The sequence below is a fragment of the Streptomyces sp. Rer75 genome (assembly GCF_013414305.1).
GTDB lineage: Bacteria > Actinomycetota > Actinomycetes > Streptomycetales > Streptomycetaceae > Streptomyces > Streptomyces himastatinicus.
On sequence record NZ_CP058693.1, the window covers coordinates 2,799,894 to 2,824,766 of the forward strand.

The 24,873-nt window shown below is 70.9% G+C and carries 26 protein-coding genes and 1 riboswitch; of the genes, 16 read left to right on the forward strand and 10 right to left on the reverse strand.

All coding sequences use genetic code 11. From position 1 onward, the window contains the following. Nucleotides 1-42 precede the first annotated feature (42 nt). Nucleotides 43-585 (reverse strand): SAV_6107 family HEPN domain-containing protein, encoded by a 543-nt coding sequence (locus HYQ63_RS11665; protein ID WP_179933756.1) that lies wholly within the window; start codon nucleotides 583-585, stop codon nucleotides 43-45. Nucleotides 586-848: 263 nt separating this feature from the next. Here HYQ63_RS11665 and HYQ63_RS11670 point away from each other — a divergent pair, with 263 nt between their 5' ends. From HYQ63_RS11670 to HYQ63_RS11685, 4 genes are all read left to right on the forward strand, one after another. Further along, nucleotides 849-1,634: an ATP-binding cassette domain-containing protein gene (locus HYQ63_RS11670; protein ID WP_179933757.1), complete on the forward strand. Its 786-nt coding sequence runs from the start codon at nucleotides 849-851 to the stop codon at nucleotides 1,632-1,634. Beyond that, nucleotides 1,606-3,693 (forward strand): YhgE/Pip family protein, encoded by a 2,088-nt coding sequence (locus tag HYQ63_RS11675; RefSeq protein ID WP_179933758.1) that lies wholly within the window; start codon nucleotides 1,606-1,608, stop codon nucleotides 3,691-3,693. Before HYQ63_RS11670 ends, HYQ63_RS11675 begins: the two co-directional genes overlap by 29 nt. Before the next feature lie 76 nt (nucleotides 3,694-3,769). Continuing rightward, the gene (locus HYQ63_RS11680) at nucleotides 3,770-4,405 is read left to right on the forward strand and encodes a TetR/AcrR family transcriptional regulator (RefSeq protein WP_123098130.1); all 636 of its coding nucleotides are present in this window, start codon (nucleotides 3,770-3,772) and stop codon (nucleotides 4,403-4,405) included. Nucleotides 4,406-4,827: 422 nt separating this feature from the next. Then, nucleotides 4,828-6,396, forward strand: a complete 1,569-nt coding sequence (locus tag HYQ63_RS11685) for an NAD(P)/FAD-dependent oxidoreductase (RefSeq protein ID WP_179933759.1) — start codon at nucleotides 4,828-4,830, stop codon at nucleotides 6,394-6,396. 61 nt (nucleotides 6,397-6,457) lie between these two features. Here HYQ63_RS11685 and HYQ63_RS11690 read toward each other — a convergent pair whose 3' ends face one another. The 5 genes from HYQ63_RS11690 to HYQ63_RS11710 all read right to left on the reverse strand — a co-directional run bounded on the left by HYQ63_RS11690 (nucleotide 6,458) and on the right by HYQ63_RS11710 (nucleotide 11,034). After that, nucleotides 6,458-7,444: a hypothetical protein gene (locus HYQ63_RS11690; RefSeq protein ID WP_179933760.1), complete on the reverse strand. Its 987-nt coding sequence runs from the start codon at nucleotides 7,442-7,444 to the stop codon at nucleotides 6,458-6,460. A 40-nt stretch (nucleotides 7,445-7,484) separates the two neighbouring features. Further along, nucleotides 7,485-8,402 carry a methylenetetrahydrofolate reductase [NAD(P)H] gene (gene metF / locus HYQ63_RS11695; RefSeq protein WP_179933761.1) on the reverse strand — a complete coding sequence of 306 codons (918 nt, stop codon included), beginning with the start codon at nucleotides 8,400-8,402 and terminating at the stop codon, nucleotides 7,485-7,487. A 121-nt stretch (nucleotides 8,403-8,523) separates the two neighbouring features. Continuing rightward, on the reverse strand, nucleotides 8,524-9,171 hold the full coding sequence (thiE, locus tag HYQ63_RS11700) for a thiamine phosphate synthase (RefSeq protein WP_179933762.1): 648 nt from the start codon (nucleotides 9,169-9,171) through the stop codon (nucleotides 8,524-8,526). 139 nt (nucleotides 9,172-9,310) lie between these two features. After that, nucleotides 9,311-9,676 (reverse strand): Rv2175c family DNA-binding protein, encoded by a 366-nt coding sequence (locus HYQ63_RS11705; RefSeq protein ID WP_123106971.1) that lies wholly within the window; start codon nucleotides 9,674-9,676, stop codon nucleotides 9,311-9,313. A 125-nt stretch (nucleotides 9,677-9,801) separates the two neighbouring features. After that, a complete protein-coding gene (locus HYQ63_RS11710) occupies nucleotides 9,802-11,034 on the reverse strand; it encodes an NAD(P)/FAD-dependent oxidoreductase (RefSeq protein ID WP_179939983.1) in 1,233 nt (410 codons plus the stop codon). 208 nt (nucleotides 11,035-11,242) lie between these two features. Continuing rightward, nucleotides 11,243-11,356: riboswitch (TPP riboswitch) on the forward strand. Between HYQ63_RS11710 and thiO the strand changes: the two genes are divergently transcribed. The 10 genes from thiO to HYQ63_RS11760 all read left to right on the forward strand — a co-directional run bounded on the left by thiO (nucleotide 11,355) and on the right by HYQ63_RS11760 (nucleotide 20,791). Next, a complete protein-coding gene (gene thiO / locus HYQ63_RS11715) occupies nucleotides 11,355-12,587 on the forward strand; it encodes a glycine oxidase ThiO (protein ID WP_179933763.1) in 1,233 nt (410 codons plus the stop codon). It overlaps the preceding riboswitch by 2 nt. Then, complete coding sequence (gene thiS / locus HYQ63_RS11720) at nucleotides 12,584-12,784, forward strand: sulfur carrier protein ThiS (protein ID WP_123106968.1); 201 nt, start codon at nucleotides 12,584-12,586, stop codon at nucleotides 12,782-12,784. The genes thiO and thiS overlap by 4 nt, the downstream gene beginning before the upstream one ends. A gap of 6 nt (nucleotides 12,785-12,790) precedes the next feature. Then, nucleotides 12,791-13,621 (forward strand): thiazole synthase, encoded by an 831-nt coding sequence (locus HYQ63_RS11725; RefSeq protein ID WP_179933764.1) that lies wholly within the window; start codon nucleotides 12,791-12,793, stop codon nucleotides 13,619-13,621. 97 nt (nucleotides 13,622-13,718) lie between these two features. Continuing rightward, nucleotides 13,719-14,189 (forward strand): SRPBCC domain-containing protein, encoded by a 471-nt coding sequence (locus tag HYQ63_RS11730; protein ID WP_257231801.1) that lies wholly within the window; start codon nucleotides 13,719-13,721, stop codon nucleotides 14,187-14,189. Nucleotides 14,190-14,276: 87 nt separating this feature from the next. Continuing rightward, nucleotides 14,277-16,193, forward strand: a complete 1,917-nt coding sequence (gene pknB / locus HYQ63_RS11735) for a Stk1 family PASTA domain-containing Ser/Thr kinase (protein WP_179933766.1) — start codon at nucleotides 14,277-14,279, stop codon at nucleotides 16,191-16,193. A gap of 129 nt (nucleotides 16,194-16,322) precedes the next feature. Further along, nucleotides 16,323-16,787, forward strand: coding sequence for a hypothetical protein (locus HYQ63_RS11740; RefSeq protein WP_179933767.1), 465 nt, complete (start codon nucleotides 16,323-16,325; stop codon nucleotides 16,785-16,787). Nucleotides 16,788-16,796: 9 nt separating this feature from the next. Further along, nucleotides 16,797-18,689, forward strand: coding sequence for an alpha/beta hydrolase family protein (locus HYQ63_RS11745; RefSeq protein WP_257231802.1), 1,893 nt, complete (start codon nucleotides 16,797-16,799; stop codon nucleotides 18,687-18,689). Beyond that, nucleotides 18,686-19,225 (forward strand): hypothetical protein, encoded by a 540-nt coding sequence (locus tag HYQ63_RS11750; protein WP_179933768.1) that lies wholly within the window; start codon nucleotides 18,686-18,688, stop codon nucleotides 19,223-19,225. The genes HYQ63_RS11745 and HYQ63_RS11750 overlap by 4 nt, the downstream gene beginning before the upstream one ends. Before the next feature lie 57 nt (nucleotides 19,226-19,282). Further along, a complete protein-coding gene (locus HYQ63_RS11755; RefSeq protein WP_179933769.1) occupies nucleotides 19,283-20,161 on the forward strand; it encodes a deoxyribonuclease IV in 879 nt (292 codons plus the stop codon). Nucleotides 20,162-20,299: 138 nt separating this feature from the next. Continuing rightward, nucleotides 20,300-20,791 carry a DUF4396 domain-containing protein gene (locus tag HYQ63_RS11760; RefSeq protein WP_257231803.1) on the forward strand — a complete coding sequence of 164 codons (492 nt, stop codon included), beginning with the start codon at nucleotides 20,300-20,302 and terminating at the stop codon, nucleotides 20,789-20,791. Nucleotides 20,792-20,809: 18 nt separating this feature from the next. On the opposite strand, the gene HYQ63_RS11765 is transcribed toward HYQ63_RS11760, so the two are convergent. Continuing rightward, nucleotides 20,810-21,241 (reverse strand): MarR family winged helix-turn-helix transcriptional regulator, encoded by a 432-nt coding sequence (locus tag HYQ63_RS11765; RefSeq protein ID WP_179933771.1) that lies wholly within the window; start codon nucleotides 21,239-21,241, stop codon nucleotides 20,810-20,812. A 98-nt stretch (nucleotides 21,242-21,339) separates the two neighbouring features. On the opposite strand from HYQ63_RS11765, the gene HYQ63_RS11770 reads away from it, so the two are divergent. Then, nucleotides 21,340-21,858, forward strand: a complete 519-nt coding sequence (locus tag HYQ63_RS11770) for a phenolic acid decarboxylase (protein WP_179933772.1) — start codon at nucleotides 21,340-21,342, stop codon at nucleotides 21,856-21,858. Nucleotides 21,859-21,873: 15 nt separating this feature from the next. Here the strand turns inward: HYQ63_RS11770 and HYQ63_RS11775 are convergent, their stop codons facing one another. After that, nucleotides 21,874-22,497, reverse strand: coding sequence for a sulfite oxidase-like oxidoreductase (locus tag HYQ63_RS11775; RefSeq protein WP_123106817.1), 624 nt, complete (start codon nucleotides 22,495-22,497; stop codon nucleotides 21,874-21,876). Nucleotides 22,498-22,655: 158 nt separating this feature from the next. Between HYQ63_RS11775 and bfr the strand changes: the two genes are divergently transcribed. Next, nucleotides 22,656-23,141, forward strand: coding sequence for a bacterioferritin (bfr, locus tag HYQ63_RS11780; RefSeq protein ID WP_179933773.1), 486 nt, complete (start codon nucleotides 22,656-22,658; stop codon nucleotides 23,139-23,141). A gap of 9 nt (nucleotides 23,142-23,150) precedes the next feature. Here the strand turns inward: bfr and HYQ63_RS11785 are convergent, their stop codons facing one another. Further along, on the reverse strand, nucleotides 23,151-23,396 hold the full coding sequence (locus HYQ63_RS11785) for a bacterioferritin-associated ferredoxin (protein ID WP_179933774.1): 246 nt from the start codon (nucleotides 23,394-23,396) through the stop codon (nucleotides 23,151-23,153). A 127-nt stretch (nucleotides 23,397-23,523) separates the two neighbouring features. Continuing rightward, entirely contained in the window at nucleotides 23,524-24,873 is a 1,350-nt protein-coding gene (locus HYQ63_RS11790) for a class II 3-deoxy-7-phosphoheptulonate synthase (protein WP_123106814.1), read from the reverse strand.

The window sequence follows — 24,873 nt, forward strand, 5'->3', positions numbered from 1 at the left end:
CCTCCGGAGCCCGGGCCGGTCCCGCGGTGGTTCCAGCGGTGGTCAGCGGCCCGGCTCGCCGTCCGTCGGCGGGGTGTCCGTCGGCGGGGCCTGCCGGGGCAGCGCGGGCTGGAGCACCAGCATCCGCTCGACCAGCCGCAGGAACATGGCGGCGGCGCGCAGCAGATCGTCCGCGTCGCGGCAGCTGGCCGCGCCCTGTATCCCGGCCTCGGCGCGGGCCCGGCGCTCGGCGCCGGAGGCGAACAGGGCGCTCCACTCGGCCAGTTCGGGGGCGACCTCCGGGAGCACTTCCCAGGTGCTGCGGATCCGGGCGCGGCGCCGGGCCGTGGTCTCGGGGCGGCCCCGTACGGCGAGCACGGCGGCGGCCGTGCGCAGGGCCGCCAGATGCGCGGTGGCAAATCGCTCGTTCGCGGTCTCCAGCACGGCGGCCTCCTCCAGCCCCTGGTGGGCCTGGGTGAGCAGGTCCAGCGCGGCGGGCGGGGCCGCGGAGCGGCGCAGAACGGGGTGGACGTCGCTCGCGGGGCCGGTCAACGAAGGGGCAGGGGCGGCGGCACGGTGCCGGCGCTCTGCGGCGGTACTGGCCATGACGAACCTCCTGTCGTCGCGTGGCGGCCGGGTCGTGTGACGGAGCGACCGCCGTATGTGGCCATCGTGGGGCACACCACTGACAATCGGCCCTGACCTGCTCCTTTCACCTCTGGGCCGCCTCTGGGCCACTTCTGGACCACCTCCGGGGCACCGCTGGATCCGCCCCCGTCCGGATGCCCTATTCGCGATCCCTCATACTGAATTGAACTGACTGGTCAGTTCAAAAAGTTGATGATTCACACAGCCGATGCACACAGGGAGTGGTTCTCGTGACGGGCACCCCGGACGGGGTCGCCGGAGCGGCGGTGACGGCCGACGGACTCGGCGTCAAGGGCTCACACGGCTGGGCGTATCGCGATGTCGGCGTCACCGCGGACCCCGGCGCGCTGATCGCGGTCGAGGGGCCTTCGGGCTCCGGGCGCACCTGTCTGCTGCTCACGCTCACCGGACGGATGCGCCCCACCGCCGGGGAGGCCGCCGTCGGCGGCTTCCGGGTCCCCCAGGAGATGCGCCGGATACGCCGGATCAGCGCGCTCGCCCACGTGCCCGGCGTCAGCGAACTCGACCCGGCGCTGACGGTCGCCGAGCATCTGCGCGAGCGGGCCCTGCTCCAGCGCCGGTTCGGGGACTCGCCGCGCGGGCTATTGCGGCCGCGCCGGGAGCGCGCCGCCGCCTCCCGGGCCGCGATCGAGGGGGCCCTCACGGAGGCCGGACTCGACCTGGAGGCGCTGCCCAAGGGGCCGCGTACGGCCGTACGGGACCTGGAGCGGCTGGAGGCGCTGCGGCTGTCGATGGCGCTCGCGCTGATCTCCCGGCCACAGCTGCTGGCCCTGGACGACACCGACCTGAAGCTATCGGACGCCGAGCGCGAGCGGGCCTGGGCGCTGCTGCGCGGGATCGCGGAGGGCGGCACCACGGTCCTCGCGGTGTGCAGCCAGGCCCCCGAGGGCGCCGTGGTGGTCTCGACCGCCGCCGGCACGCCCGACGACAACCATGACGACGAGGAGGGGGCGGCGGATGCGCTCGCCGAAACTGGCCGCGCTTGAGCTGAAGCGGTTCGGCAGGGGGAAGCTGCCCCGGGCGGCGCTCGCCGCCCTGCTCCTGCTGCCCCTGCTGTACGGCGCGCTCTATCTGTGGTCCTTCTGGGATCCGTACGGCAAGCTCGACAAGATCCCCGTGGCGCTCGTCAACTCCGACAGCGGCGCCACCGTGAAGGGCAAGCACCTCACCGCGGGCGACGACCTCACCGACCGGCTGCTCGGCAGCGGCAAGAGCTTCGACTGGCACCGCACCAGCGCCGCCGAGGCGCGCGAGGGCGTCGAGAACGGCAGGTACTACCTGTCGCTGACCGTGCCCGAGGACTTCAGCAAGCGGATCGCCTCCAGCTCCGGCGCGAGCCCGGAGACCGGCGCCCTCAAGGTGCGCACCAACGACGCCAACAACTACATCGTCGGCCAGATCTCCCGCAGCGTCTTCTCCGAGGTGCGCGCGGCGGCCTCCACCAAGGCGTCCCGGGGCTTCTACGACAACATCTTCGTCTCCTTCGCGGACATCCACGGCCGCACCGAGAAGGCCGCCAAGGGCGCCGACGAGCTGGGCCGGGGCATCGGCAAGGCCAGGACGGCCGCGGGTGACCTCGCCAAGGGCCTGGGCACGGCGAAGAAGGGCAGCCACGGCCTGAAGTCCGGGCTGAGCAAGCTCAACAAGGGCGCCGGGACGCTGGACACGGGCGCGGGCGGGGTCGCCGACGGCACCCAGGCGCTGTCCGACACGGTGAACGACGTATCGGACGAGGCCGGTCCGTTCCTCAAGAAGCACGGCAAGGAGATCGGCGACGTCTCCCGGCTGGTCGCGGACGCCTCCCAGCGGGCGTCCGACAACCTGGACGACCTCCCCGACGCGGCCTCCACCGCCGCCGCCGACGCCCGCTCGGCGTCCGACGACCTCGCCGCCGACTACCGGACCCGCTGCGAGGGGCCGGTGGCCACCGCCCCCGACTGCCCGGCGCTGAAGAAGGCCGTACAGGCGGCCGACCGCGCCGCCGATGTGGCCGAGGACGTCAACAAGCTCGTCAAGGACAACACCGGGCAACTCGACACCCTCGCGGACGACTTGAACGACCTGCACGACAAGGCGCTCCTGCTCGCCGACAAGGCCCCGCACCTGGGCACCGACCTCGACGCCGCGGTCAAGAAGGTCAACGCCCTCAACTCCGGGGCGCACAAGGTGGCCAAGGGCGCGGGCAAGCTGCACACCGGGCTGACCACCGCCCACGGCGCGGCGTCCACCCTCGACAGCGGCGTCGGGAAGCTGCGCACCGGGTCGACCTCCCTGAAGGGCGGTCTGGTCAAGCTGGCCGACGGCTCCGGCACGCTCTCCGGCGGGCTGCACGACGGCGCCGCGAAGATCCCCGACTACGACAAGCACGACCGGGACGCCCGTACGGGGGTGATGGCGGACCCCGTCCAGCTCGTCAACCAGGCGCTGCACAAAGCACCCAACTACGGCACCGGTTTCGCCCCGTACTTCATCCCGCTGTCCCTGTGGGTCGGCGCGATGGTGGCCTACATGCTGATCCCGCCGCTCAATGCCCGGGCGGTCGCCGCCGGGGCCTCCTCCTGGCGCGTCGCGCTCGCCGGATGGCTGCCGGTCGCCGCGATCGGCGCGCTCCAGACGGTGGCGCTGATGGCCGTGCTGCACTGGGCGGTGGGGCTCCGGATGGTGCGGGCCGCGGGCACGGTCGGCTTCCTGGTGCTGGTGGCCGCCTGTTTCGCGGCGATCGTGCAATGGCTGAACGCCCGCTTCGGACCGGCCGGGCGGATCCTCGTCCTGGCGCTGCTGATGCTCCAGCTGACCTCGGCGGGCGGCACCTATCCGGTGCAGACCAGCCCCCGGTTCTTCAACGCCATCCACCCCTTCCTGCCGATGAGCTACGTCGTGGACGGGCTGCGGCGGCTCATCACGGGCGGCGGGCTCGGTCCGGTGTGGGTCGCGTGCGGGGTGCTGCTCGGCTTCGGCGCGGCCGCGCTCGCGCTCACCGCGTGGTCGGCGCGGCGCAGGCAGGTATGGTCGGTCGACCGGCTGCACCCCCAGCTGTCGCTGTGAGCACCGGACCGGTTGGCGCCATGCCTGTGGGCGCCCTGTGAGCGGGACCACTCCGGCAGCGGGCAGAATCGGCGCCATGGACAGCAGCAGCACGCGCCGCCAGGGCACCCGGCAGAAACTCTTCGAGGCAGCGGTCACCCTCATCGCCGAACAGGGCTTCTCCTCCACCACCGTGGACGAGATCGCCGAGCGGGCGGGGGTGGCCAAGGGCACGGTGTACTACAACTTCGCGTCGAAGACCGTGCTCTTCGAGGAGCTGCTGCGGCACGGCGTCGAGCTGCTGACCGCCTCGCTCCAGAACGCCGCCGACGAGAACGCCGAGCGCGGCGGCAGCCATGTGGACGCGCTGGACGCCATGGTCCGGGCCGGGCTGGACTTCATCTCCCGCTATCCGGCGCTGACCCAGCTGTACGTGGCCGAGCTGTGGCGCACCAACCGGGCCTGGCAGTCGACGCTGATGATGGTCAGGCAGCAGGCCATAGCGGTGATCGAGGCCGAGCTGCGGGCCGGGGTGGCGGCGCGGGAGCTGAGCGACGACATCGACATCCCGCTGACCGCCTCGGCGCTGTTCGGGATGGTGCTGGTGGCCGCGCTCGACTGGCAGTCCTACCAGCCGGAGCGGTCGCTGGAGGACGTCCACGCCGCCCTGTCCCGGCTGTTGCAGGGGCGGGTGGGCGGAGCCCTGGTCAAGGAGGCTCCGGCTTCGGGCTGACGACGTCCTGCGACAGCTGAGGTCCCTGCGACAGCTGCCGCGGGACGGTCGCCCGCACGAAACAGAAGGCGCTGTTCCGGAACGGTTCGACCCCCATCGACCCGTCTCGGAACAGCGCCTCCCCCCGTACTTCCCCCGTTTCCCCCGTACTTCCCCCGTTTTCCCCCGTGAGAGCCCCCGGGGCGTATTCCCCGGCGGCTCCCCCGTCCGGAAGGCCGCCGTGCCGTTCCGCCGCCCCGTGTCGGCGGTCCGGTCCGCGTCCTTCCGTGTGCTCCACTCTCCCGTCTGCGGGGGTGGCCGCCCATCCGCGCGCCTACTCATCTCGCCGACTAGGTACGGGTACTCAGTCCCCCGCGCGCAGGCCCAGCGCGCGCCTGGGGACGAGCGCGGGGCTGTCGGTGGGGCCGGATAAAGTCACTGGCATGGCACGGATTGCGGTGATCGGCGCTGGGATGGGCGCCATGGCGGCCGCCGCCCGGCTGGCCGTCGCGGGCCACCGGGTGGTGGTGTACGAGCGCGGGCGGACCCATGGCGGCGGGGTCGGGCTGTTCGAGCGGGACGGCTTCCGCTTCGACACGGGCCCGGGGCTGCTGCGGCTGCCCGCGGTCTACCGGGACCTGTTCGTGAAGACCGGCAAGGAGACCCTGGAGCAGACCGTCCGGCTCACCCAGGTCGACCCGGCGGTGCGGCACCTCTTCGCCGACGGCACGGACGTGGCGCTGCCCAACGCCTCCCGCGCCGGGGTGCTCCAGGCGCTGGACGGCGCCTTCGGCGCGGGCGCGGGCGAGCGCTGGAGCGATCTGGTCAACCGGGCGCGGGAGGTGTGGGACGCCACCCGCAGACCCCTGCTCGAGGAGCCGCTGCACACCGACTGGCGGGGGCTGGGCAGCGATCCGTATCCGGCCGCCGTCCCCGCGCGGCGCGGCTGGTTCGGCGGGCTCTTCGCGCGCGGCGGCCGTTCGCGGGTGCCCACCCTGGCCGAGGTGGCGCGGCGGGAGCTGGCGGATCCGCGGGCCGCCGCCCTGCTGGAGAGCCATGCGCTCGCGCACGGCCTGGACCCGCGCACCGCCCCCGCGAGCGCCACCGTGCTGCCCTATGTGGAGCAGACTTTCGGCACCTGGTACGTCGGCGGCGGGATGCGGGCGCTCGCCGACGCGCTGTACGAGCGCTGCGGCAAGCGGAAGGTGGAGTTCTGCTTCGAGGCGGAGGTCACCGGCATCGTCGAGAAGGACGGCCGGGCGGCGGGCATCGAGCTGGCCGACGGCACGGTCACCGAGGCGGACGCGGTGGTCGCGGGCATCGACCCGGCGCTGCTGCCCGCCCTGCTCGGCGGCCAGGAGCCCTGGCGGGAGGGCGAGGACGTCACGCCCGAGCCGGGGCCCGGCGGCGGTCCGCCCGGCCGCCTCACGGTCTTCCTGGCGCTGCGCGGCGGCCGCCCCGACGACGCGGTGCACCGGACCGTGGTGCACGCCCCGGACCGGGAGGCGGAGCTGACCGCCGTCTTCGGCGCGGAGGGTGACGGGGACCTGCGCGAGCCCTGTCCGCGCCCCACGGTGACCGTCCTGCGCCCGGACGATCCCGCGATCCGCCCCGACGACGACCACGAGGCCGTCACCCTCAGCGCGGTCGTCGCCCCGCACGGACCGGTCGACTGGACCGACGGGGAGGCCGCCGCGCGGGGCGCGGACCGGCTGATCACGGCCGCGGAGGCGGCGATACCGGGGCTGCGGGACCGGATCCTGTGGCGCGAGGTCCGCACCCCCTGTGACATCGCCGCCGACACCGGTGTCGCGGGCGGCTCCGTGCCGGGCCCGGCGCTGGCCGGTGCCGAGGGCCGGTATCTGCGTCCGGCCAACCTCACCCGGCTCCCGGGCCTCTATCTGGCGGGCGGCTGGTCCCACCCGGGCGGCGGGCTGGCCCACGCCGGGATGTCGGGTGCGCTGGTGGCGGGCCTGATCGTCGAGGGGCAGGACTGGCGCGGCTCACAATGAGCAACGCCGGTCCCGGCCCGCGTCAGGAGCGGGCCGGGACCGGCGTGCGTGAAGGTGTGTGTCAGAAGCGGTACTGCTCGTCGTACCCCGGCTGGAAGCCGCCCTGCTGCTGGTAGGGGTACGGCGGCTGGTCCTGCTGGGCGGGCGGGGTGTCGCCCTCGCGCTGCTGCGGGACCCAGGAGCCGCCCGGCTCCATCGCGTCGGCGCCCGGGGCGTAACTCTGCGGGGAGCCGTACGAGGCGTCCGCCGCGTAGTGGTCGCCGCCGTACCCACCGGCGGCGTACGGGTCCTGCTGGTAGCCCGCGTACGGGTCGGGGTACTGCGCTTGCGCGTACGGCTGCTGCTGGCCGTAGGACTGCTGGTCGTAGGCATTGGCGTACGGGTCCTGGCCGTAGGCCGCGTACGCCTGGTCCTGGTAGCCGTACTGCGCGGCGTCCGCGTACACGTCCTGCTGCTGGCCGTAGCCCACGTCGCCGTAGCCCTGGTCCTGAACACCCGGAACGCCCTGAGCCCCCTGGCCGTCCTGCGTGCCGTACCCGGCGTACGTCTCGTACGCGCTGTACCCGGCGTTCGGGTCCGCGTAGGCGCCGGAGGCGGGGGTGAACGGGGACGGGTCCTCGTAGACGCCGTACTCGCTGGTGTCGTCCGGCATCGGCTCCGGCCGGTAGGTGGGCGGCTCGGGCCGCGAGACCGGGACGTCCTCCAGATCCGAGACCTGGAGCATCGGCTCGGGCTCCGGGTCCTCCCGCCCGGGGGCGCGCTCGCGCCCCCGGCCGAGCCCCGGCACCCCGGGGATGCCCTCCAGCGCCCAGCCCATCTCGAAGCCGCGGCGGAAGGAGAGCGTGACGTAGGTCTGGCCGATCGCGAAGGCGATCGCGCCGATCGCGATCACCACCACCGAGGGGATCAGCACCCCCACGACCACGCCCAGAAAGCCGACGAAGGCCAGCAGCCGCCAGCGCAGCCGCGCCTTGTACTGAAGGAGTACCTCTCCCAACAGCCACAGCGCCACGACGCCGAAAGCGATGTAGAGGACCGTCCAGCCCATGCCCGCCCCTCTCAGTGCGGCTGCCCCTTGGCCGCCGTCATCAGGACCGCTGGTGCAGTCCCAGATTCTTGTAGATTTCCAGCGTCGCCGTGGAGTGGTTCAGGGTAATGAAATGAAGCCCGGGGATCTCCTCGGCCATCAACCGCGCGCACAGCTCCGTCGCGTAGTCGATCCCGATCGAGCGTACAGCCGCCGCGTCGTCCTTGACCGCCAGGATGCGTTCGGCCAGCTCCGGCGGGAAGGCGGCGTTGCTGAGCTGCGCGAACCGCTCGATCTGCCTGACGTTCGTGACCGGCATGATCTCAGGGATGATCGGTGTCGTACAGCCCGAGGCCGCGACCCGGTCGCGCAGCCGCAGATAGTCCTCCGGGTAGAAGAACATCTGGGTGATCGCGAAGTCGGCGCCCGCGCGGCACTTGTCGACGAAGTGCCGGATGTCGGTGTCCCAGTCCGTCGAGCGCGGGTGCATCTCGGGGAAGGCGGCGACGCCGACACAGAAGTCGCCCGACTCCTTGATCAGGCGGACCAGCTCGGCGGCGTAGGTGATGCCGTCGGGGTGTCTGACCCACTCGCCCATGGGGTCGCCGGGCGGGTCGCCGCGCAGGGCGAGCATGTTCCGGATCCCGGCGTCGGCGTACTGGCCGATGATGTTGCGCAGGTCGGCGAGGGAGTGGTTGACCGCGGTCAGGTGGGCGACGGGGGTCAGGGTGGTGTCGGTCGCGATCTGCTCGGTGGCGCGGACGGTGCCCTCACGGGAGGAGCCGCCCGCGCCGTACGTCACGGAGACGAAGGTCGGTGAGACAGCCTCCAGTCGGCGGATGGCGTTCCACAGTGTGTGCTGCCCCTTGTCCGTTTTGGGGGCGAAGAATTCAAAGGAATACGACTGCTCGCCCGACGCAAGCAGATCACGCACGGTAAGGGCTCGATCAGTCCTGGTGGAAGCGGTGCCTAGGGCCATACGGGAAGGTTAGCCAGCAGGGTGGTCGGCGCCCACCCGGCAACGTGATTATGGGGGTTTTGCCAGGCTCTTGTCCGCAATGCGGACAGGATGATCGAGCCGGGCTCAACCCGGACACCCGCTAGACACCTGCTGCTCGCACGCGCTTCGCCAGGGATTCCGTGGCCGCCGCCGGGTCCTCGGCCTCGGTGATGGCCCGCACCACGACGATCCGGCGCGCTCCCGCCTCCAGCACCTGGTCCAGGTTCGACGCGTCGATACCGCCGATCGCGAACCAGGGCCGGGCCGGGCGCCGGGCGGCCGCGTGACGGACCAGGGAGAGGCCGGGGGCGTGGCGGCCCGGCTTGGTGGGGGTGGGCCAGCAGGGGCCGGTGCAGAAGTAGTCCACGCCGGGCTCGGCGAGGGCCGCGTCCACCTCGGCCTCCGCGTGCGTGGAGCGCCCGATCAGCGGGCCGTCGCCGAGGATGGCGCGGGCCGCCGGGACGGGCAGGTCGCCCTGGCCCAGGTGGAGCACGCCGGCACCGGCGGCATGGGCGACGTCCGCCCGGTCGTTGACGGCGAGCAGCTTGCCGTGGCGGCGGCAGGCGTCGGCGAAGACGGCGAGGTGGTCCAGCTCCTCGGCGGCCTCCATGCCCTTCTCCCGCAGCTGGACGATGTCCACCCCGGCCGCCAGCACGGCGTCCAGGAACTCCGGCAGGTCGCCCTGGCGCTTGCGCGCGTCGGTGCACAGGTAGAGGCGGGCGTCGGCCAGCTGCTCGCGTGCGGTCATGGGTGGGTTTCCCCCCGGATCGTGCGGCGTACGGGCAGGGTCGGCCCCCGCCCGTACGCCTGGTGGTTCAGAAGTGGTTCTGAGTTTCAGAAGTGGTTCTGAAGTGGATCGGAAGTGGTGCGGAGAACGGCGGGCGACGTCAGACGGCGAGCGCCTGCGCGCGCCGCTTCACTTCCGTGCCGCGATTCTCGCGCAGCGCCTGGGCCGGGGTGCCCGGCAGGCTCGGGTCAGGGGTGAAGAGCCACTCCAGCATCTCCTCGTCGCTGAAGCCGTCGTCCTTGAGCAGTGTCAAGGTCCCCACGAGGCCCTTGACGACCTTGCCGTCACCGATGAAGTCCTCGGGCACCTGGAGCACCCGGTTCTCGCCACGGCGCACCGCGATCAGCTGGCCCTCCTTGACCAACTGCCTCACGCGGGTCACCTCGACGCCCAGCCGGTCGGCGACGTCGGGGAGAGTGAGCCAGGCGGGGACGAGAGCATCGATCTTTGCGTCAATCTCGGTCACGGAACAAGCCTGCCATCTGGGACTGACAGTGGGTAGCCGGGCGTCCGCCGTGCGGGCTGCCGGGGACGGGGGCCCGCACGGTCCTGCCGGGCCCCGCACCCCTGATCACCGGGGGTACCGGCGGGTCACAGAACGGCGGACTTCAGCGGCACCGACGGATCCGTGGCCCGGGTCCGGTCCAGCCGGGCGCCGCGTTCGATCAGCTTGCGGCCCTGGGCCAGATCGCGCGGACGGCCGACCGCCAGCAGGGCGACCAGGGCCCCGTCCCGCAGCCAGCACACCGACCAGGCGGCGCCGTCCGGGTCGCCCCGCCAGACCAGTTCGTCGGCGTCCGAGTGGTGTCCGGCGTACTGCACGAACCGCCCGAACTGCTCGGACCAGAAGTACGGCACCGGGTCGTAGACCTGGCCGGGGAAGCGCGCGGTCCGGCTGCCGACCACATTGGCGGCGACCGTCCGCGGCCCCTGGAGCGCGTTGTCCCAGTGGTGCACCAGCAGCCGGGTGCCGTAGCGGGTGGACGGGAAGGACGCGCAGTCGCCGACGGCGTACACGTCGGGCGCCGAGGTGCGCAGCCCCTCGTCGGCGGCGATGGACCGGTCCTCGGCGAGTTCGACGCCCGAACCGGCCAGCCAGCCGGTCGCGGGCCGGGCGCCGATGCCGACGACCACCGCACCGGCCCGCAGCCGGGTGCCGTCGCCGAGCTGGAGCCCGTTTTGGTCGAGGGCGGTGACCCGGGCGCCGGTGACCAGGGTGGCGCCGTAGTCCGCGTACCAGCGGGTCATGTGGGCGGCGACCTCCGCCGGGAGGGCGCCCGCCAGCGGCCGGTCCGCGGCCTCGACGACCGTCACCGTGCAGCCCGCCTCGCGGGCCGCGGTCGCGAACTCCGCGCCGATCCAGCCCGCCCCGATCACCACGATCTCCTGCTGCGCGGCGAGCACCGGGCGCAGCCGTTCGGCGTCGTCCAGGGTGCGCAGCAGGTGGACGCCGGGGACGCCCTCGCTGCCGGGCAGGGCGACCGGTTCGGCGCCGGTGGCGATCACCAGGACGTCGTACGGGATCGGGCCGGACCCGGTCTCGACCGTCCGCCCGTCCGTGTCCAGCCCGGTCACCGGGACGCCGAGGCGCAGCCCGATGCCGAGCGCGGCGAAGTCCACGTCGAACGCGGACCCTTCGGCCTTGCCGAGCAGCACGGCCTTGGACAGCGGCGGCCGGTCGTACGGCTGATGGGGCTCGGCTCCGAGCAGCAGGATCTCCCCGGTCCAGCCCTGCTCCCGCAGCGCGACGGCGGTCTGCACCCCCGCCATGCCCGCGCCGACGATCACCACCCGCTGTCCGCCGCCACCCGCCGAGGACGCCATCGTCTTCGTCGTCTCATCGCTCACACGATCACTGTATTGCGGCAGGTGGGGCGGACCGGAGAGCGCACGGCGAGATCTCGGGCACAGCCCGACGGGCCGGACGGCCCGTCGTGACGGCCCGTCGTACCGGGGGCGCGGGGCCTCGTGCCCGGCACCGCCCGGGACGCTCCCTTCCGGGCGATTCGGGGCGCGTACTAGGGTGGCGGGACAGAGCACTCGCGGGAGCCCGGTCGCACCGGGCTGAGAGGGAGGCTGGCGCGGCCTCCGACCGTACGAACCTGATCCGGGTCATGCCGGCGAAGGGAGGGGGCGACCAGCCCATGCACACACCACCCCACACCCCACACGAAGCACCCCGAGGCAGCACCGCGCCGTACGACGTCCTCGTCATCGGCGGCGGCATCATCGGCCTGGTCACGGCCTGGCGGGCGGCCCAGCGGGGCCTGCGCACCGCCGTCGTCGACCCGGCGCCCGGCGGCGGGGCCGCCCAGGTCGCGGCCGGGATGCTGGCGGCCGTCACCGAGCTGCACTACGGCGAGCAGACCCTGCTCGGGCTGAACCTGGCCTCGGCGCGCCGCTATCCGTCGTTCGTGGCGGAGCTGGAGCAGGCGAGCGGCCATGACCTGGCCTTCCGTACCTGCGGGACGCTCTCGGTCGCGCTCGACGCGGACGACCGGGCCCATCTGCGCGAGCTGCACGACTTCCAGCAGCGGCTGGGACTGGACGCACAGTGGCTCACGGGGCGCGAATGCAGGCGCCTGGAGCCGATGCTCGCGCCGGGCGTGCGCGGGGGCCTGCGGGTCGACGGCGATCACCAGGTCGACCCGCGGCGGCTGGCGGCGGCGCTGCTGGCGGCGTGCGAACGCGCCGGGGTGGCCCTCCACCGCGTCCGCGCCGAGCGGCTGCTGCTGAACGGCGACGGCGACCGCGCCGCCGGGGCCGAGCTGGCCGACGGTGCGCGCACGCGGCTGACCGCCGAACAGACCGTGCTGGCCGCGGGCAGCCTCAGCGGGCGGCTCCCCGGCGTGCCCGAGGAGGTCCTGCCGCCCGTGCGCCCCGTCAAGGGCCAGGTCCTGCGGCTGTCGGTGCCCGGCGCGTACGCGCCCTTCCTGTCGCGGACCGTGCGGGCCGTGGTGCGCGGCGGGCACGTCTACCTCGTCCCGCGCGAGAACGGCGAGCTGGTCGTCGGCGCGACCACGGAGGAGCTGGGCTGGGACACCACGGTCACCGCGGGCGGGGTGTACGAGCTGCTGCGCGACGCGCACGAGCTGGTGCCCGGCATCACCGAACTGCCGCTCGTCGAGACCCTGGCCGGGCTGCGCCCCGGCTCCCCCGACAACGCCCCGCTGCTCGGCCCGACCGAGCTGCCGGGCCTCCAGCTGGCCACCGGCCACTACCGCAACGGCGTCCTGCTCACCCCGATCACCGGCGACGTCATGGCCGAAGCGCTTTACGGCGGCGAACTGCCGCCCGAGGCGCGGCCGTTCTCCCCGCGGCGCTTCGCGGCGACCCCGCCTCTCCCCACAGCAGCAGTACAGGAGCACACCGCATGACCGTGACCGTGAACGGCGAGCCCCGCGAGCTGCCCGACGGCACCACCCTCGACGGGGTCGTCGCGACCCTCACCCAGGCGCCCTCGGGCGTCGCCGCGGCCGTCAACGAGACGGTCGTCCCGCGCGGCCAGTGGCCCGCGACCCCGCTCGGCGACGGCGATCGCGTCGAGGTCCTCACCGCGGTCCAAGGAGGCTGAACCCCCATGACGCACCCCACGACGCTGGATGAGGTCCTCACCGGCGCCGATCCCCTCACCATCGCCGGTACGACCTTCGGCTCCCGCCTGATCATGGGGACCGGCGGCGCGCCCAGCCTGGACGTCCTGGAGCGCTCGCTGATCGCCTCCGGCACCGAGCTGACCACGGTCGCGATGCGCCGCCTGGACCCCACGGTGCAGGGCTCGGTGCTGTCCGTACTGAACCGGCACGGCATCCGCCCGCTGCCCAACACCGCGGGCTGCTTCACCGCCGGGGAGGCCGTGCTGACCGCCCGGCTCGCCCGCGAGGCGCTGGGCACCGACTGGGTGAAGCTGGAGGTCGTCGCCGACGAGCGCACCCTGCTCCCCGACCCCATCGAGACGCTGGACGCCGCCGAGACCCTGGTGGACGACGGCTTCACGGTCCTGCCGTACACCAACGACGACCCGGTGCTGGCCCGGAAGCTGGAGGACGTCGGCTGCGCCGCGATCATGCCGCTGGGCTCGCCGATCGGCTCCGGCCTCGGCATCCGCAACCCGCACAACTTCCAGCTGATCACCGAGCGCGCCGGGGTCCCGGTGATCCTCGACGCGGGCGCGGGCACGGCGTCCGACGCGGCGCTCGCCATGGAGCTGGGGTGCGCGGCCGTCATGCTGGCCTCGGCCGTGACGCGCGCCCAGGAGCCGGTGCTGATGGCCGGGGCGATGCGGCACGCGGTCGCCGCGGGGCGGCTGGCGCACCGGGCGGGCCGCATCCCCCGCCGCCACTTCGCCGAGGCGTCGTCCCCGGCCGAGGGCCTGGCCGCCCTCGACCCGGAGCGGCCCGCGTTCGCGTAACGCCGGAGCGGCCCGCGTTCGCGTAACGGAGGAGCAGCCCGCGTTCGCGTAACGCAGCCGTACGGGGCGGCCTACCGTGGAAGCGGAGGTGGTCGCCGTGAGGGAGCCGACAGCCGTGACCGTGGCCGACCGGATCGAGCGCGAGGCGTACGTACCCGCCCCCATCGACCGTGTCTGGCGGGTGCTGACCACGCCGGAGCACATCCGCACCTGGTACGCCCCCGGCGGCTGCGAGATCGACCCGCGTCCCGGCGGCACCGTCCGCTTCCGCTGGGACGAGCACGGGGAGTTCCACGGCCGGGTCGAGCGCGCGGTCCCCGACGCCCTCTTCCGCTTCCGGCTGGCCCACGCCCCGGACCGCGACCCGCTCGGCCCCGGCCAGTCCACCGTGGTCGAATTCACGCTCTCCCCGGAGGGCGCGGGCACCCGCCTCCGCCTCGCCGAGACCGGCATCCGCGCGCTCGACCTCCCGGACGGGGCCAAGGCCAAGCACGCCGAGTACGCCGTCCTGGCCTGGACCTCCGCCCTGGAGGAGCTGACCGCCCTGGCCGCGGCCTCGCACAACTGAGGCACAGGTCACCGTTGTGTCGCAGTACGCACCGGACATGGGGCGGGCGGCCCGACGCGGCGGTGACGGCTCGTAGACTGCACTCTCGTGGATACGACGCTCCAGGACCCCCTCGTCGGGCAGGTGCTCGACGGCCGCTACCGCGTTGAGGCGCGCATCGCCGTGGGCGGGATGGCGACGGTCTACCGGGCCGTCGACACGCGGCTCGACCGCGTCCTCGCCCTGAAGGTGATGCACCAGAGCCTCGCCTCGGACGCCGCCTTCGTGGACCGCTTCATCCGCGAGGCCAAGTCCGTCGCCAGACTCGCGCACGCCAACGTGGTCGGCGTCTACGACCAGGGGACCGACGGTGCGCACGTCTACCTGGCCATGGAGTACGTCGCCGGGTGCACCCTGCGCGACGTGCTGCGCGAGCGCGGCGCCCTCCAGCCCCGTGCCGCGCTGGACATCCTGGAACCGGTGCTCGCCGCGCTCGGCGCCGCCCACCGCGCGGGCTTCGTCCACCGCGACATGAAGCCGGAGAACGTCCTGATCGGCGACGACGGCCGGGTCAAGGTCGCCGACTTCGGCCTGGTCAGGGCCGTGGACACCAACACCAGCGCGTCCACAGGATCCGTCCTGGGCACCGTGTCCTACCTCGCGCCCGAGCAGATCGAGCACGGTACGGCCGACACCCGCGCCGACGTCTACGCGTGCGGCGTCGTCCTGTACGAGATGCTCACCGGCTCCAAGCCGCACGGCGGCAGCACCCCGGCGCAGGTCCTCTACCAACACCTGCACGAGGACGTCCCGCCGCCGTCCGCCGCCGCGCCCGAGGTCGCGCCGGAGCTGGACGGACTGGTCGCCTCCGCCACCGCGCGCGATGTGGCGCTGCGCCCCTCGGACGCCGTCGAACTCCTCGGCCAGGTGCGGACGGCACGGGCCGCCCTCACCGACGCCCAGCTCGACGCCATACCGCCACAGGCCCACGAGGAGGCGCTCGGCGGCGGCTCCGAAGACCGTACGACGGTGATCCCGCGCCCCGCCGGGGCCGCCGCGGCACCGGACGAGGTGAACCACACCAGCCGCCTGGAACTCCCCCCGGACCCGCCCGAGCCGCGGCCGCGCCGCCGCCTGCCGCGCCGCGGAGTGGTGACGATCGTCGCCGCCGTGCTGCTGGCGCTCGGCATCGGCGCCGGGGTCTGGTACATCAGCGCCGGGCAGTTCACCAATGTGCCGTCCGTGCTGAAGATGACCCGCCCGGACGCGGAGCAGAAGCTGCGCAACGCCGGTCTGGACGTGAAGGTCGTCCAGGACTACAGCGACGTCGTCGACAAGAACAAGGTCATCAGCACCAAGCCCGGCGTCGGCGAACGCATCCGCTCCACCGGCACCGTCACCATCCACGTCTCCCAGGGGCCGCCGCGGGCCGAGGTGCCCAACGTCGTCGGCCGCCCCCTCACCGAGGCCAAGCAGAAGATCGCCGACGCGGGGCTGACGGTGGGCACCGTGACCCGCCGCTTCAGCACCGAGACCCCGCAGGACTCCGTCCTCGCCACCACCCCCGGCCCGGACGCCGTCCGCCGCCCCGACACGCCCGTGAACATCGTGGTCAGCAGGGGCGAGCAGCTCGACATCCCGGACGTCATCGGCGACGACCCGGCCGACGCCCGGTCCGAGCTGCGCGAGGCGGGCTTCAAGGTCAAGTTCGCCGAGCGCCGGGTGTTCTCGGAGGAGGACCGCGGCACGATCGCCGAACAGTCCCCGTCCGGCAACCAGGGCGCCAAGGGCGACACGATCACCCTCACCCTCTCCAAGGGCCAGCAGATGATCGAGGTCCCGGACGTCGAGGGCGACAACATCGACGACGCGAAGCGGGAACTGGAGGCGGCGGGCTTCACCGTGAACGTCGACAAGCCGCTGCTGTTCCCGGGCGACACGGTGAAGGACCAGTCGGTGTCGGGCGGCGACAAGGCGCCGAAGGGCAGCGAGATCACGATCACGGTAAAGGGCGGCGTCTTCTAACCCCCGCCCGCCCCTGCGCGCGGGTCGGGGCGACTGAGTATGCGTACTCATGAAGGCGCCCTGCCCGCCTCCCTAGGATGATCATTCGATCACTGTGAGTCGTGTGATGCGGCAGGGGAGAGAGCGCACATGTCGACGTTCGATGCGGAGTGGGCACGTTTGAAAGGCGAGGCATCCGGTGGCACCGGGATGAACCTCGCGAGCGCCGACAGCAAGCCCGCCTGGGCGCAAGGCGGCTCGGGAAAGCTGAAATCCGACAGGAACGTCTGGACGACAGCGGGCAGGGATATCGGCAAGCTTCGGGGGAACATCAAGACCGCCCTCACGAAGCTGGAGGAGGAGCAGAAGGGCCTCGGCGCGGGCAGCAAGACCGGTGGGCAGACCAAGAGCGGGGCGGCCCAGCGGGAGCTCTACCACTCCTGGACGCGCTACCTGAAGGGTGTGAGCGGTAAGTGCGGCACTCTTCAGGACCGGCTCGAGAAGGCCGGCGATGATCACTACAAGAATGACGAAGCCACCAAGCACGCCTTCGATCAGCTGGACGGCCGCTACAAGGACACGAAGCCAGTCGGCGGCGAGAGCCGGGGCAGGTGACACGGGGCAGTGGATTACGAGACTCTCAAGTCCCTCAAGCCGTCGGAGTTCGAGGACGCCGCGAACGGTTATCAGTCCGTCAGTAACATGGCCGACCACGCCAGGGAGAGTGTCGAGCGGCGCATCGCCGGCAAGATGCAGGCGGCCCTCGAGGGCGAGGCCGCTTCGGCAGCCCTCACTCAGCTGCGGGCATTAGGGCAGAACTTCCATTACATCCAGGTTGAGTGTGGTCTCGCCAGTACGGCACTGAACGCCATGGCGAGTGACTTCCGGGCGGCGAAGACCCGCCTCGACTCCGCTGTGGCGGATGCACATGAGCAGAAGCTCACCGTGAACGCGGATGGCTCGGTGAGCTATCCGGCAGGGGGCGAGAAGGGCGAGGACGGCAAGATTCCGGAGGGCGGAAAGGTCTCCGGCATCGCCAAGGCTTCGTCGAAGGGTCCGCTCACAGATGCCGGTGATTCGTCGGAGACGGCCAAGTCCGTTGCACGGCAGGCAGCCAACTTCGATCCCAACCCGAACCATGCTCGGGCGTTGGAGTGCGCCAACAGCATCGCCCAGGCGATCCAGGAGGCGACGGAGGCCGACGAGCTGTGGGCTCCGAAGCTGAGGGCGCTGAAGGCCGATGACGATCTGACGGTCTCGAACGACGACTGGATTGACGCCAAGAAGGACACCAGGGGCGTTCGCACGGGCGCGAAGGACTATCTGGACGCCATCAGGGACCGGCCCAAGAACGGCGATCCGGCGTTGACCGCCAAGTGGTGGAAGGGGCTGTCCAAAGATCAACAGAACGCCCTGCTCGCCGTGGATCCAGCCGGCTTGGGCAACACGGACGGACTTCCCGCCGAAGTGCGTGACGAGGCGAACCGCACCGTACTGAGCGAGGCACGCGCCCAGTACCAGACGGAGCGGAACGCGATCCCTTCGGAGCCGACGAAATTCAAGTACCTCGGTCCCAAGGCCGAGGCGGTGTACACCGATGAATGGCTCGCCTGGCACCACAAATACGAGGATCGAGCCAAGCAGCTGGACAAAGCATTGGCCGGTATGGACAACATCGAGAGGCGCTTCGAGAGGACGGGAACGAAGAACCTTCCCGAGGCATATCTTCTCGGATTCGACCCCTTTGCGAATAGCGACGGAAAGGTCATCATCGCCAACGGCAACCCGGACACCGCCGACCACACCGCAACGTATGTACCGGGGTCTTTGACGGACCAGACCAATATCGAAGACGAACTGGATAAGAGCGAGACATTGTGGCGGGAGAGTTCTACTCTGCGCCCCAATGATTCCGTGTCGACGATCACGTGGTTCGACTACAACTCGCCGCGCTCAGCGGAACCCGTATTCCAACACGATTGGCTACCCGAAGCCATGTCCGATGAGCAAGCGGCTGAAGGCGCTCCCCGCCTCCGACAGTTTCTCGACGGCAATGCGGCGGCACACGAGACGGCCACGGGAGAAAAGGGCCACAGCACGCTGATGGGCCACAGTTACGGCACTACGGTCATAGGTGACGCCGCCAAGGTCGACCCTCCCTACCACGAGGGCCGGGCTGGCAATCCTCTGCCGGTGGATGACGTGATGACGGTAGCCAGCCCTGGCGTGCAGGCAAAGTCGCCCGGCGACATGGACCTCGACCCCAAGCATTTCTGGGCGATGGCCTCCCCGGACGACACCGTACCGAGCTGGGGCGGGAGGGCCGGACTTGGCGCGGACGGGATCGTTCCCACGGATGCCGATTTCGGCGGCAATATCATGACGACGGACACCGAAGGTCATGGTGGCTACTGGAATTACAAGGACGGCCAGGCCACAGACAGCCTGACAAATCAAGCTGGCGTCATCGTGGGCGAGTACGACGAAGTTCGACTGAAGCAGGAGGCGCCCGAGTGACTCTGCCGTGTGGAAGGAAATTTTACGCAAGCCTGGCGCTGTCGAGCGCCCTGATGCTGACGGTGGGGTGTTCCTCGATGGATGAAAAGTCGAGCGGACTGGATTACGAGCCACAAGTTCGCAAAAGTGGAGCAGTAGAAGAGGAAGTCGGCACACTCTCCAGCAGGCTGCTTGAGGCGCTGAAAATCAAGGGAAAGGTGACCGACCTTGCCCCGATGGCCAGCTCCTGCGACGTGGGTGACGACAACACGAAAAAGTATCGCGTTGTTCGACACCCCTGGTCTATTTACGACGTGGACAACAAGACCCTTGAGAAGGGTATGAATAACCTTGCGACCCAATTGCCGCACCAGGGGTGGAAAGTCGTGAAGGACGGCCCGGACGCCAGCAAGAATCGAAATCGGAGAATTCTGGCTGTGCACACCAAGACACACGTCCAGATGGATGCCACCTGGAGGAAGCGGGACGAAGGCGACGACCCGATCATCTCGTTCGCCGTGTACTCCCGGTGTTTCCGCGACCCTGGCCACTCCTGACCCCCTTGGCTTGAGGCCAGGGCCGGACCGGTCGCCGTCGGCTGGGATGCTGGAGGGGTGAGTACGAACCGCAGCCGCAATCCCATCGGCGGGCACATCCGCGTCGCCGGTGGCCTCGCCTCCACCGGCCTTCCGCACGCGCGGGACATCGGCGCCGAGGCCGTGCAGGTCTTCGTCGCCAATCCGCGTGGCTGGGCCACGCCGCCCGGCACTCCGGCGCAGGACGAGGCGTTCCGTACGGCCTGTGCCGAGCAGTCGGTGCCGGTGTACATCCATGCCCCGTACCTGATCAACTTCGGGTCGCACACCGAGGCCACCGCCGACCGCTCCGTCGATTCGCTGCGGCATTCGCTCCGCCGCGGCCGGGAGATCGGGGCGCTCGGGGTCGTCGTGCACACCGGGTCGGCGACCGGTGGGCGGGCGCGGGGGACGGCTATCGCGCAGGTGCGGGAGCGGGTGCTGCCGTTGCTGGACGAGCTGACGCATGACGACGACCCGCCGCTCCTCCTGGAGCCGACGGCGGGGCAGGGGACGTCCCTGTGCGCGCTGGTCGAGGATCTCGGCCCGTACTTCGAGGCGCTGGACCGGCACCCCAAGCTCGGCGTCTGCCTCGACACCTGCCATGTCTTCGCCGCGGGCCACGACCTGGCCGCGCCCGGCGGGATGAAGCAGACGCTCGACGAGCTGGTGGACGTCACCGGCAAGGGGCGGCTGAAGCTGATCCACGCGAACGACTCCAAGGACGTGGTCGGCGCGCACAAGGACCGGCACGAGAACATCGGCGCCGGGCACATCGGTGAGGAGCCGTTCCGGGAGCTGTTCACGCATCCGGCCACGGAAGGGGTGCCGCTGGTGGTCGAGACGCCGGGCGGGGCCGATGGGATCGAGGGGCACGCGGCGGACATCGCCCGGCTCAAGGCGCTGCGGGACGGCTAAAAGACCGGCTGGAAGACCCGCTGGAAAGCCGGCTGGAAGAACATCGACCCACACTATTGAGGAATACCCCCTAGGGGTATAGCGTTCCTTTTGCCGAAGGATCGCTACTACCCCCTGGGGGCATCCGACATGGATCGCATGGAGCACCACACGCACCACGCGCACGGCGAACACGGCCACAGCCACGGCAAGACCCCCGCCAGTTGGCCCATGGCCGCCCAGGCCACCGCGCACTGCCTCACCGGCTGTGCCATCGGCGAGGTCCTGGGTATGGCCATCGGCACGGCACTGGCCTGGCACGACGCACCCACCATGGCCCTGGCGATCGTGCTCGCCTTCGTCTTCGGCTACGCCTTCACGATGCGCGGCGTCCTCCGCGCCGGGCTCGGCCTGCGCAGCGCGCTACGGGTCGCCCTGGCGGCGGACACCGTGTCGATCGCCGTGATGGAGCTGGTGGACAACGGCACGCTGCTGCTGTTCCCGGGCGCGATGGACGCAACCCTCTCCGACGCCCTGTTCTGGCTGAGCCTGGCCCTCGCCTTCGCGGTCGCCTTCGTCCTGACCACCCCGGTCAACAAGTGGATGATCGGGAAGGGGAAGGGCCACGCAGTGGTGCACCAGTACCACTAAAACCGGCCCGACGAGCAGTCAGCCACCCGCCTCCAGCGCGGCGAGCAGATCGTCGAGCGCGGGCAGCGCGCGCTCCAGCGCCTCACGGCTCGACGGTTCGAGGCCGTCCAGCGCCCGGCGCAGGGCGGCCGTGCTGGTGCGGTCGTAGGTGTCGAGCATCTCCAGCGCCTTCGGCGAGGCGGCGAGCCGGACGGTGCGCAGGTCGACGGTGGAGGGGATGCGCTCGACCAGACCGGCGGCGGTCATCGCACGGACCAGGTTGCTGACGGTGGACGGCGCGACCCGCAGCCGCGCCGCGACCTCGCGCGGGGTCGCGTCACCCTCGGCGAGCACCCGCAGCAGCTCGATCTGGGCCTCGGGAAGCTCGGGGAGCCCTGCGGTGTGGCGGGTGCGCAGGACGGCCCTGCGCAGGGGGCCGAGGAGTCGGCCGAACTCGGTCGCGGTGTCCATGGAGCCATTCTGCCGGGGCTCACAGTTTTGACACAAAACAGTTTTGTTGCAAAATTGAATGGTCAGCCGACCCCAGCCCCACTCCGAGGAGGCAGACCATGACCACCGTCGCGAACCCCGTCCCCCCGCAGGACCTCTCCGGGATCGTCGGCCACCGCTTCATCTACACGTACGCCAACGGCTGGCAGTACGAGATGTACGTGAAGAACGACCACACCATCGACTACCGCATCCACTCCGGCATGGTCGGCGGCCGCTGGGTCAAGGACCAGCGCGTCGATCTGGTCCAGCTGGACGACGACAGCTTCAAGATCTCCTGGAACGAGCCCACCGGCACCTCCGTCTCGGTGAACGTCATGCCGCGCAAGCGCCGCCTGCACGGCGTGATCTTCTTCCCGCACTGGGTCGAGGAGCACGGCGAACGCACCGTCTGCTACCAGAACGACCACCTCGACGCGATGCGCGCCTACCGCGACCAGGGCCCGACGTACCCGGTGTACGTCGTGCCCGAGTTCGCCAGGATCACCCTGTTCGAGCACGTCGGCGCGGACGACGAGTCGGTCATCGCGACGGCGCCCGGCGCCCTCCCCGAGGGCTGGTCCAGCCGCACCAACTGAGCTGGGCGGCGGCCCCTACAGCTCGGGCCCGTCCCCCGGCTCCTCCTGGTACGTGTAGCGCTGCTCGCTCCAGGGGTCGCCGATGTTGTGGTAGCCGCGCTCTTCCCAGAAGCCGCGCCGGTCGGCGGTCATGTATTCGACGCCGCGGACCCACTTCGGGCCCTTCCACGCGTAGAGGTGCGGGACGATCAGCCGCAGCGGGAAGCCGTGCTCGGCGGTCAGCAGCTCGCCGTCCTTGTGGGTGGCGAACATGGTCGCCTCGGTCATGAAGTCCGTCAGCCGCAGATTCGAGCTGAACCCGTACTCCGCCCACACCATGACGTGCGTGACGTCGGGCGCCGGCGGCGCGAGCTTGATGATCTCGCTCGCCGCGACGCCACCCCATTCCGCGCCCAGCATGGAGAACTTGGTGACGCAGTGCAGATCTGCGACGACCGTCGAGTACGGAAGGGCGGAGAACTCCTCATGCGTCCAGCAGTGCTTCTCCCCGTCCGCCGTCGCGCCGAACACGCGGAACTCCCAGCGGTCCGGCCGGAATTTCGGGACCGGCCCGTAGTGCGTAACCGGCCACCCTCGCTGGAGTCGCTGACCCGGGGGCAGCTGCGCAAGCTCTCCCTCGCGGTGCTCCGACTGACCCATGGACTCCATGCTCTCAGACCGCCGGGGGTGGTCGGGACCAGGGCATGCGGTGCCGGGGCAACTCGCACTAAGCGTGCCCTTGCTGGACGCCCGAGCTGCGCCGATGCAACGATGCCGGAATCTGGCATTCCCCCTTCTGATGGGAAGGAGCCCCTTCGATGCAGGGCGACCCCGAGGTTCTGGAATTCCTCAACGAGCAGCTGACCGGCGAGCTGACAGCCATCAATCAGTACTTTCTGCATTCGAAGATGCAGGACAACAATGGCTGGACACGACTGGCCGCATACACCCGGTCGGAGTCGTTCGATGAGATGAAGCACGCGGAGATGCTCACCGACCGCATCCTCCTTCTGGATGGTCTCCCCAATTACCAGCGGCTCTTCCATGTGCGGGTGGGCCAGACGGTCACCGAGATGTTCCAGGCCGACCGTCAGGTGGAGCTGGAGGCCATCGACCGCCTCAAGCGCGGCATCGAGCTGATGCGGTCCAAGGGCGACATCACCTCGGCCAACATCTTCGAGAGCATCCTCGCCGACGAGGAGGAGCACATCGACTACCTCGACACCCAGCTCGATCTGATCGAGAAGCTCGGTGAGGCGCTCTACATCGCCCAGCAGATCGAGCAGCCGGGCGGCGACTCCTAGGGCAACAGGCTAGGCGGCTTCGACTGCCTCGACCTCGGCCTCGGCCGCCGCGGCAGACAGCGCGACGGGCTCAAGCGGCGCGTCGCGGCGCGGGCACGCGCCCCGGCCCAGCAGCGCCTGGATCTTGCGCACGCAGGAACCGCAGTCCGTGCCCGCCTTGCAGGCACCGGCGATCTGGCGCGGTGTGCACGCGCCCGTAGCCGCGTGCTCGCGCACCTGCTTCTCGGTGATCCCGAAGCATGAGCAGACGTACACGGGCAGACTCTCCAGCGTTGATCAGTGAGGTTACCCTTACCTTACCCATCAAGCCGGAGCCTTACAACGCCGAGGGGCGCGGATCGATGTGATCCGCGCCCCACCTGCGTAAACGATCTTTTTGGCCCTACTGGTCCCGGTACATCTCCGCGACGAGGAATGCCAGGTCAAGCGACTGGCTGCGGTTCAGCCGCGGGTCGCAGGCCGTCTCGTACCGCTGGTGCAGATCGTCGACGAAAATCTCGTCGCCGCCGCCCACGCACTCCGTGACGTCGTCACCGGTCAGCTCCACGTGGATGCCACCCGGGTGGGTGCCCAGCTCCTTGTGGACCTCGAAGAAGCCCTTGACCTCGTCCAGCACATCGTCGAAACGGCGCGTCTTGTGGCCCGACGCGGCCTCGAAGGTGTTGCCGTGCATCGGGTCGCAGACCCACGCGACCTGCGCACCGGACGCGGTCACCTTCTCCACCAGGTGCGGCAGCTTGTCGCGGACCTTGTCCGCGCCCATCCGCGTGATGAAGGTGAGGCGGCCCGGCTCCCGGTCCGGGTCGATCTTGTCGATCAGCGTCAGCGCCTCTTCGGGCGTGGTCGTCGGCCCCAGCTTCACGCCCACCGGGTTACGGACCTTCGACGCGAACTCGATGTGCGCCCCGTCCAGCTGCCGGGTGCGCTCACCGATCCACACCATGTGGCCGGACACGTCGTACAGGTCGCCCGTCCGCGAGTCGGTACGGGTCATCGCCGACTCGTAGTCCAGGATCAGCGCCTCGTGCGACGAGAAGAACTCGACGGTCTTGAACTCCTCCGGGTCCACCCCGCAGGCGTTCATGAAGTTCAGCGCCCGGTCGATCTCGCGCGCCAGCGCCTCGTAGCGCTGCCCCGAGGGGGACGACTTCACGAAGTCCTGGTTCCAGGCGTGCACCTGCCGCAGATCGGCGTAGCCGCCGGTGGTGAAGGCGCGGACCAGGTTCAGCGTCGAGGCCGACGCCTGGTACATCCGCTTCAGCCGCTGCGGATCCGGGATCCGCGCCTCCTCCGTGAACTCGAAGCCGTTGACGGAGTCGCCGCGGTACGTCGGCAGGGTCACCCCGTCGCGGGTCTCGGTCGGCTTCGAGCGCGGCTTGCTGTACTGCCCGGCGATCCGGCCGACCTTCACCACCGGGACGGACCCGGCGTAGGTCAGCACGGCGCCCATCTGGAGGAGCGTCTTCAGCTTGTTACGGATCTGGTCGGCGCCCACCCCGTCGAAGGCCTCGGCGCAGTCACCGCCCTGGAGCAGAAACGCCTCACCCCGGGCCACGGCCCCCAGGCGGTGCCGCAGCTGGTCGCACTCGCCCGCGAAGACGAGCGGCGGATAGGCCTCGAGCTCAGCGATGACATCGCGCAGAGCCTCTTGGTCCGGCCAGTCAGGCTGCTGCGCCGCGGGAAGGGACTGCCAGGTGTTGCCACCGGCGTGGGATTCAGCGTTCACGGTCAC

Bases quoted from the DNA above. Each gene is read 5' to 3' on its own strand.
- HYQ63_RS11665 (WP_179933756.1), bottom strand. From the start codon at position 585: ATGGCCAGTACCGCCGCAGAGCGCCGGCACCGTGCCGCCGCCCCTGCC.
- HYQ63_RS11675 (WP_179933758.1), top strand. From the start codon at position 1,606: ATGCGCTCGCCGAAACTGGCCGCGCTTGAGCTGAAGCGGTTCGGCAGG.
- HYQ63_RS11680 (WP_123098130.1), top strand. From the start codon at position 3,770: ATGGACAGCAGCAGCACGCGCCGCCAGGGCACCCGGCAGAAACTCTTC.
- HYQ63_RS11685 (WP_179933759.1), top strand. From the start codon at position 4,828: ATGGCACGGATTGCGGTGATCGGCGCTGGGATGGGCGCCATGGCGGCC.
- HYQ63_RS11690 (WP_179933760.1), bottom strand. From the start codon at position 7,444: ATGGGCTGGACGGTCCTCTACATCGCTTTCGGCGTCGTGGCGCTGTGG.
- metF (WP_179933761.1), bottom strand. From the start codon at position 8,402: ATGGCCCTAGGCACCGCTTCCACCAGGACTGATCGAGCCCTTACCGTG.
- thiE (WP_179933762.1), bottom strand. From the start codon at position 9,171: ATGACCGCACGCGAGCAGCTGGCCGACGCCCGCCTCTACCTGTGCACC.
- HYQ63_RS11710 (WP_179939983.1), bottom strand. From the start codon at position 11,034: ATGGCGTCCTCGGCGGGTGGCGGCGGACAGCGGGTGGTGATCGTCGGC.
- thiO (WP_179933763.1), top strand. From the start codon at position 11,355: ATGCACACACCACCCCACACCCCACACGAAGCACCCCGAGGCAGCACC.
- thiS (WP_123106968.1), top strand. From the start codon at position 12,584: ATGACCGTGACCGTGAACGGCGAGCCCCGCGAGCTGCCCGACGGCACC.
- HYQ63_RS11725 (WP_179933764.1), top strand. From the start codon at position 12,791: ATGACGCACCCCACGACGCTGGATGAGGTCCTCACCGGCGCCGATCCC.
- HYQ63_RS11740 (WP_179933767.1), top strand. From the start codon at position 16,323: ATGTCGACGTTCGATGCGGAGTGGGCACGTTTGAAAGGCGAGGCATCC.
- HYQ63_RS11760 (WP_257231803.1), top strand. From the start codon at position 20,300: ATGGAGCACCACACGCACCACGCGCACGGCGAACACGGCCACAGCCAC.
- HYQ63_RS11765 (WP_179933771.1), bottom strand. From the start codon at position 21,241: ATGGACACCGCGACCGAGTTCGGCCGACTCCTCGGCCCCCTGCGCAGG.
- HYQ63_RS11770 (WP_179933772.1), top strand. From the start codon at position 21,340: ATGACCACCGTCGCGAACCCCGTCCCCCCGCAGGACCTCTCCGGGATC.
- HYQ63_RS11775 (WP_123106817.1), bottom strand. From the start codon at position 22,497: ATGGGTCAGTCGGAGCACCGCGAGGGAGAGCTTGCGCAGCTGCCCCCG.
- bfr (WP_179933773.1), top strand. From the start codon at position 22,656: ATGCAGGGCGACCCCGAGGTTCTGGAATTCCTCAACGAGCAGCTGACC.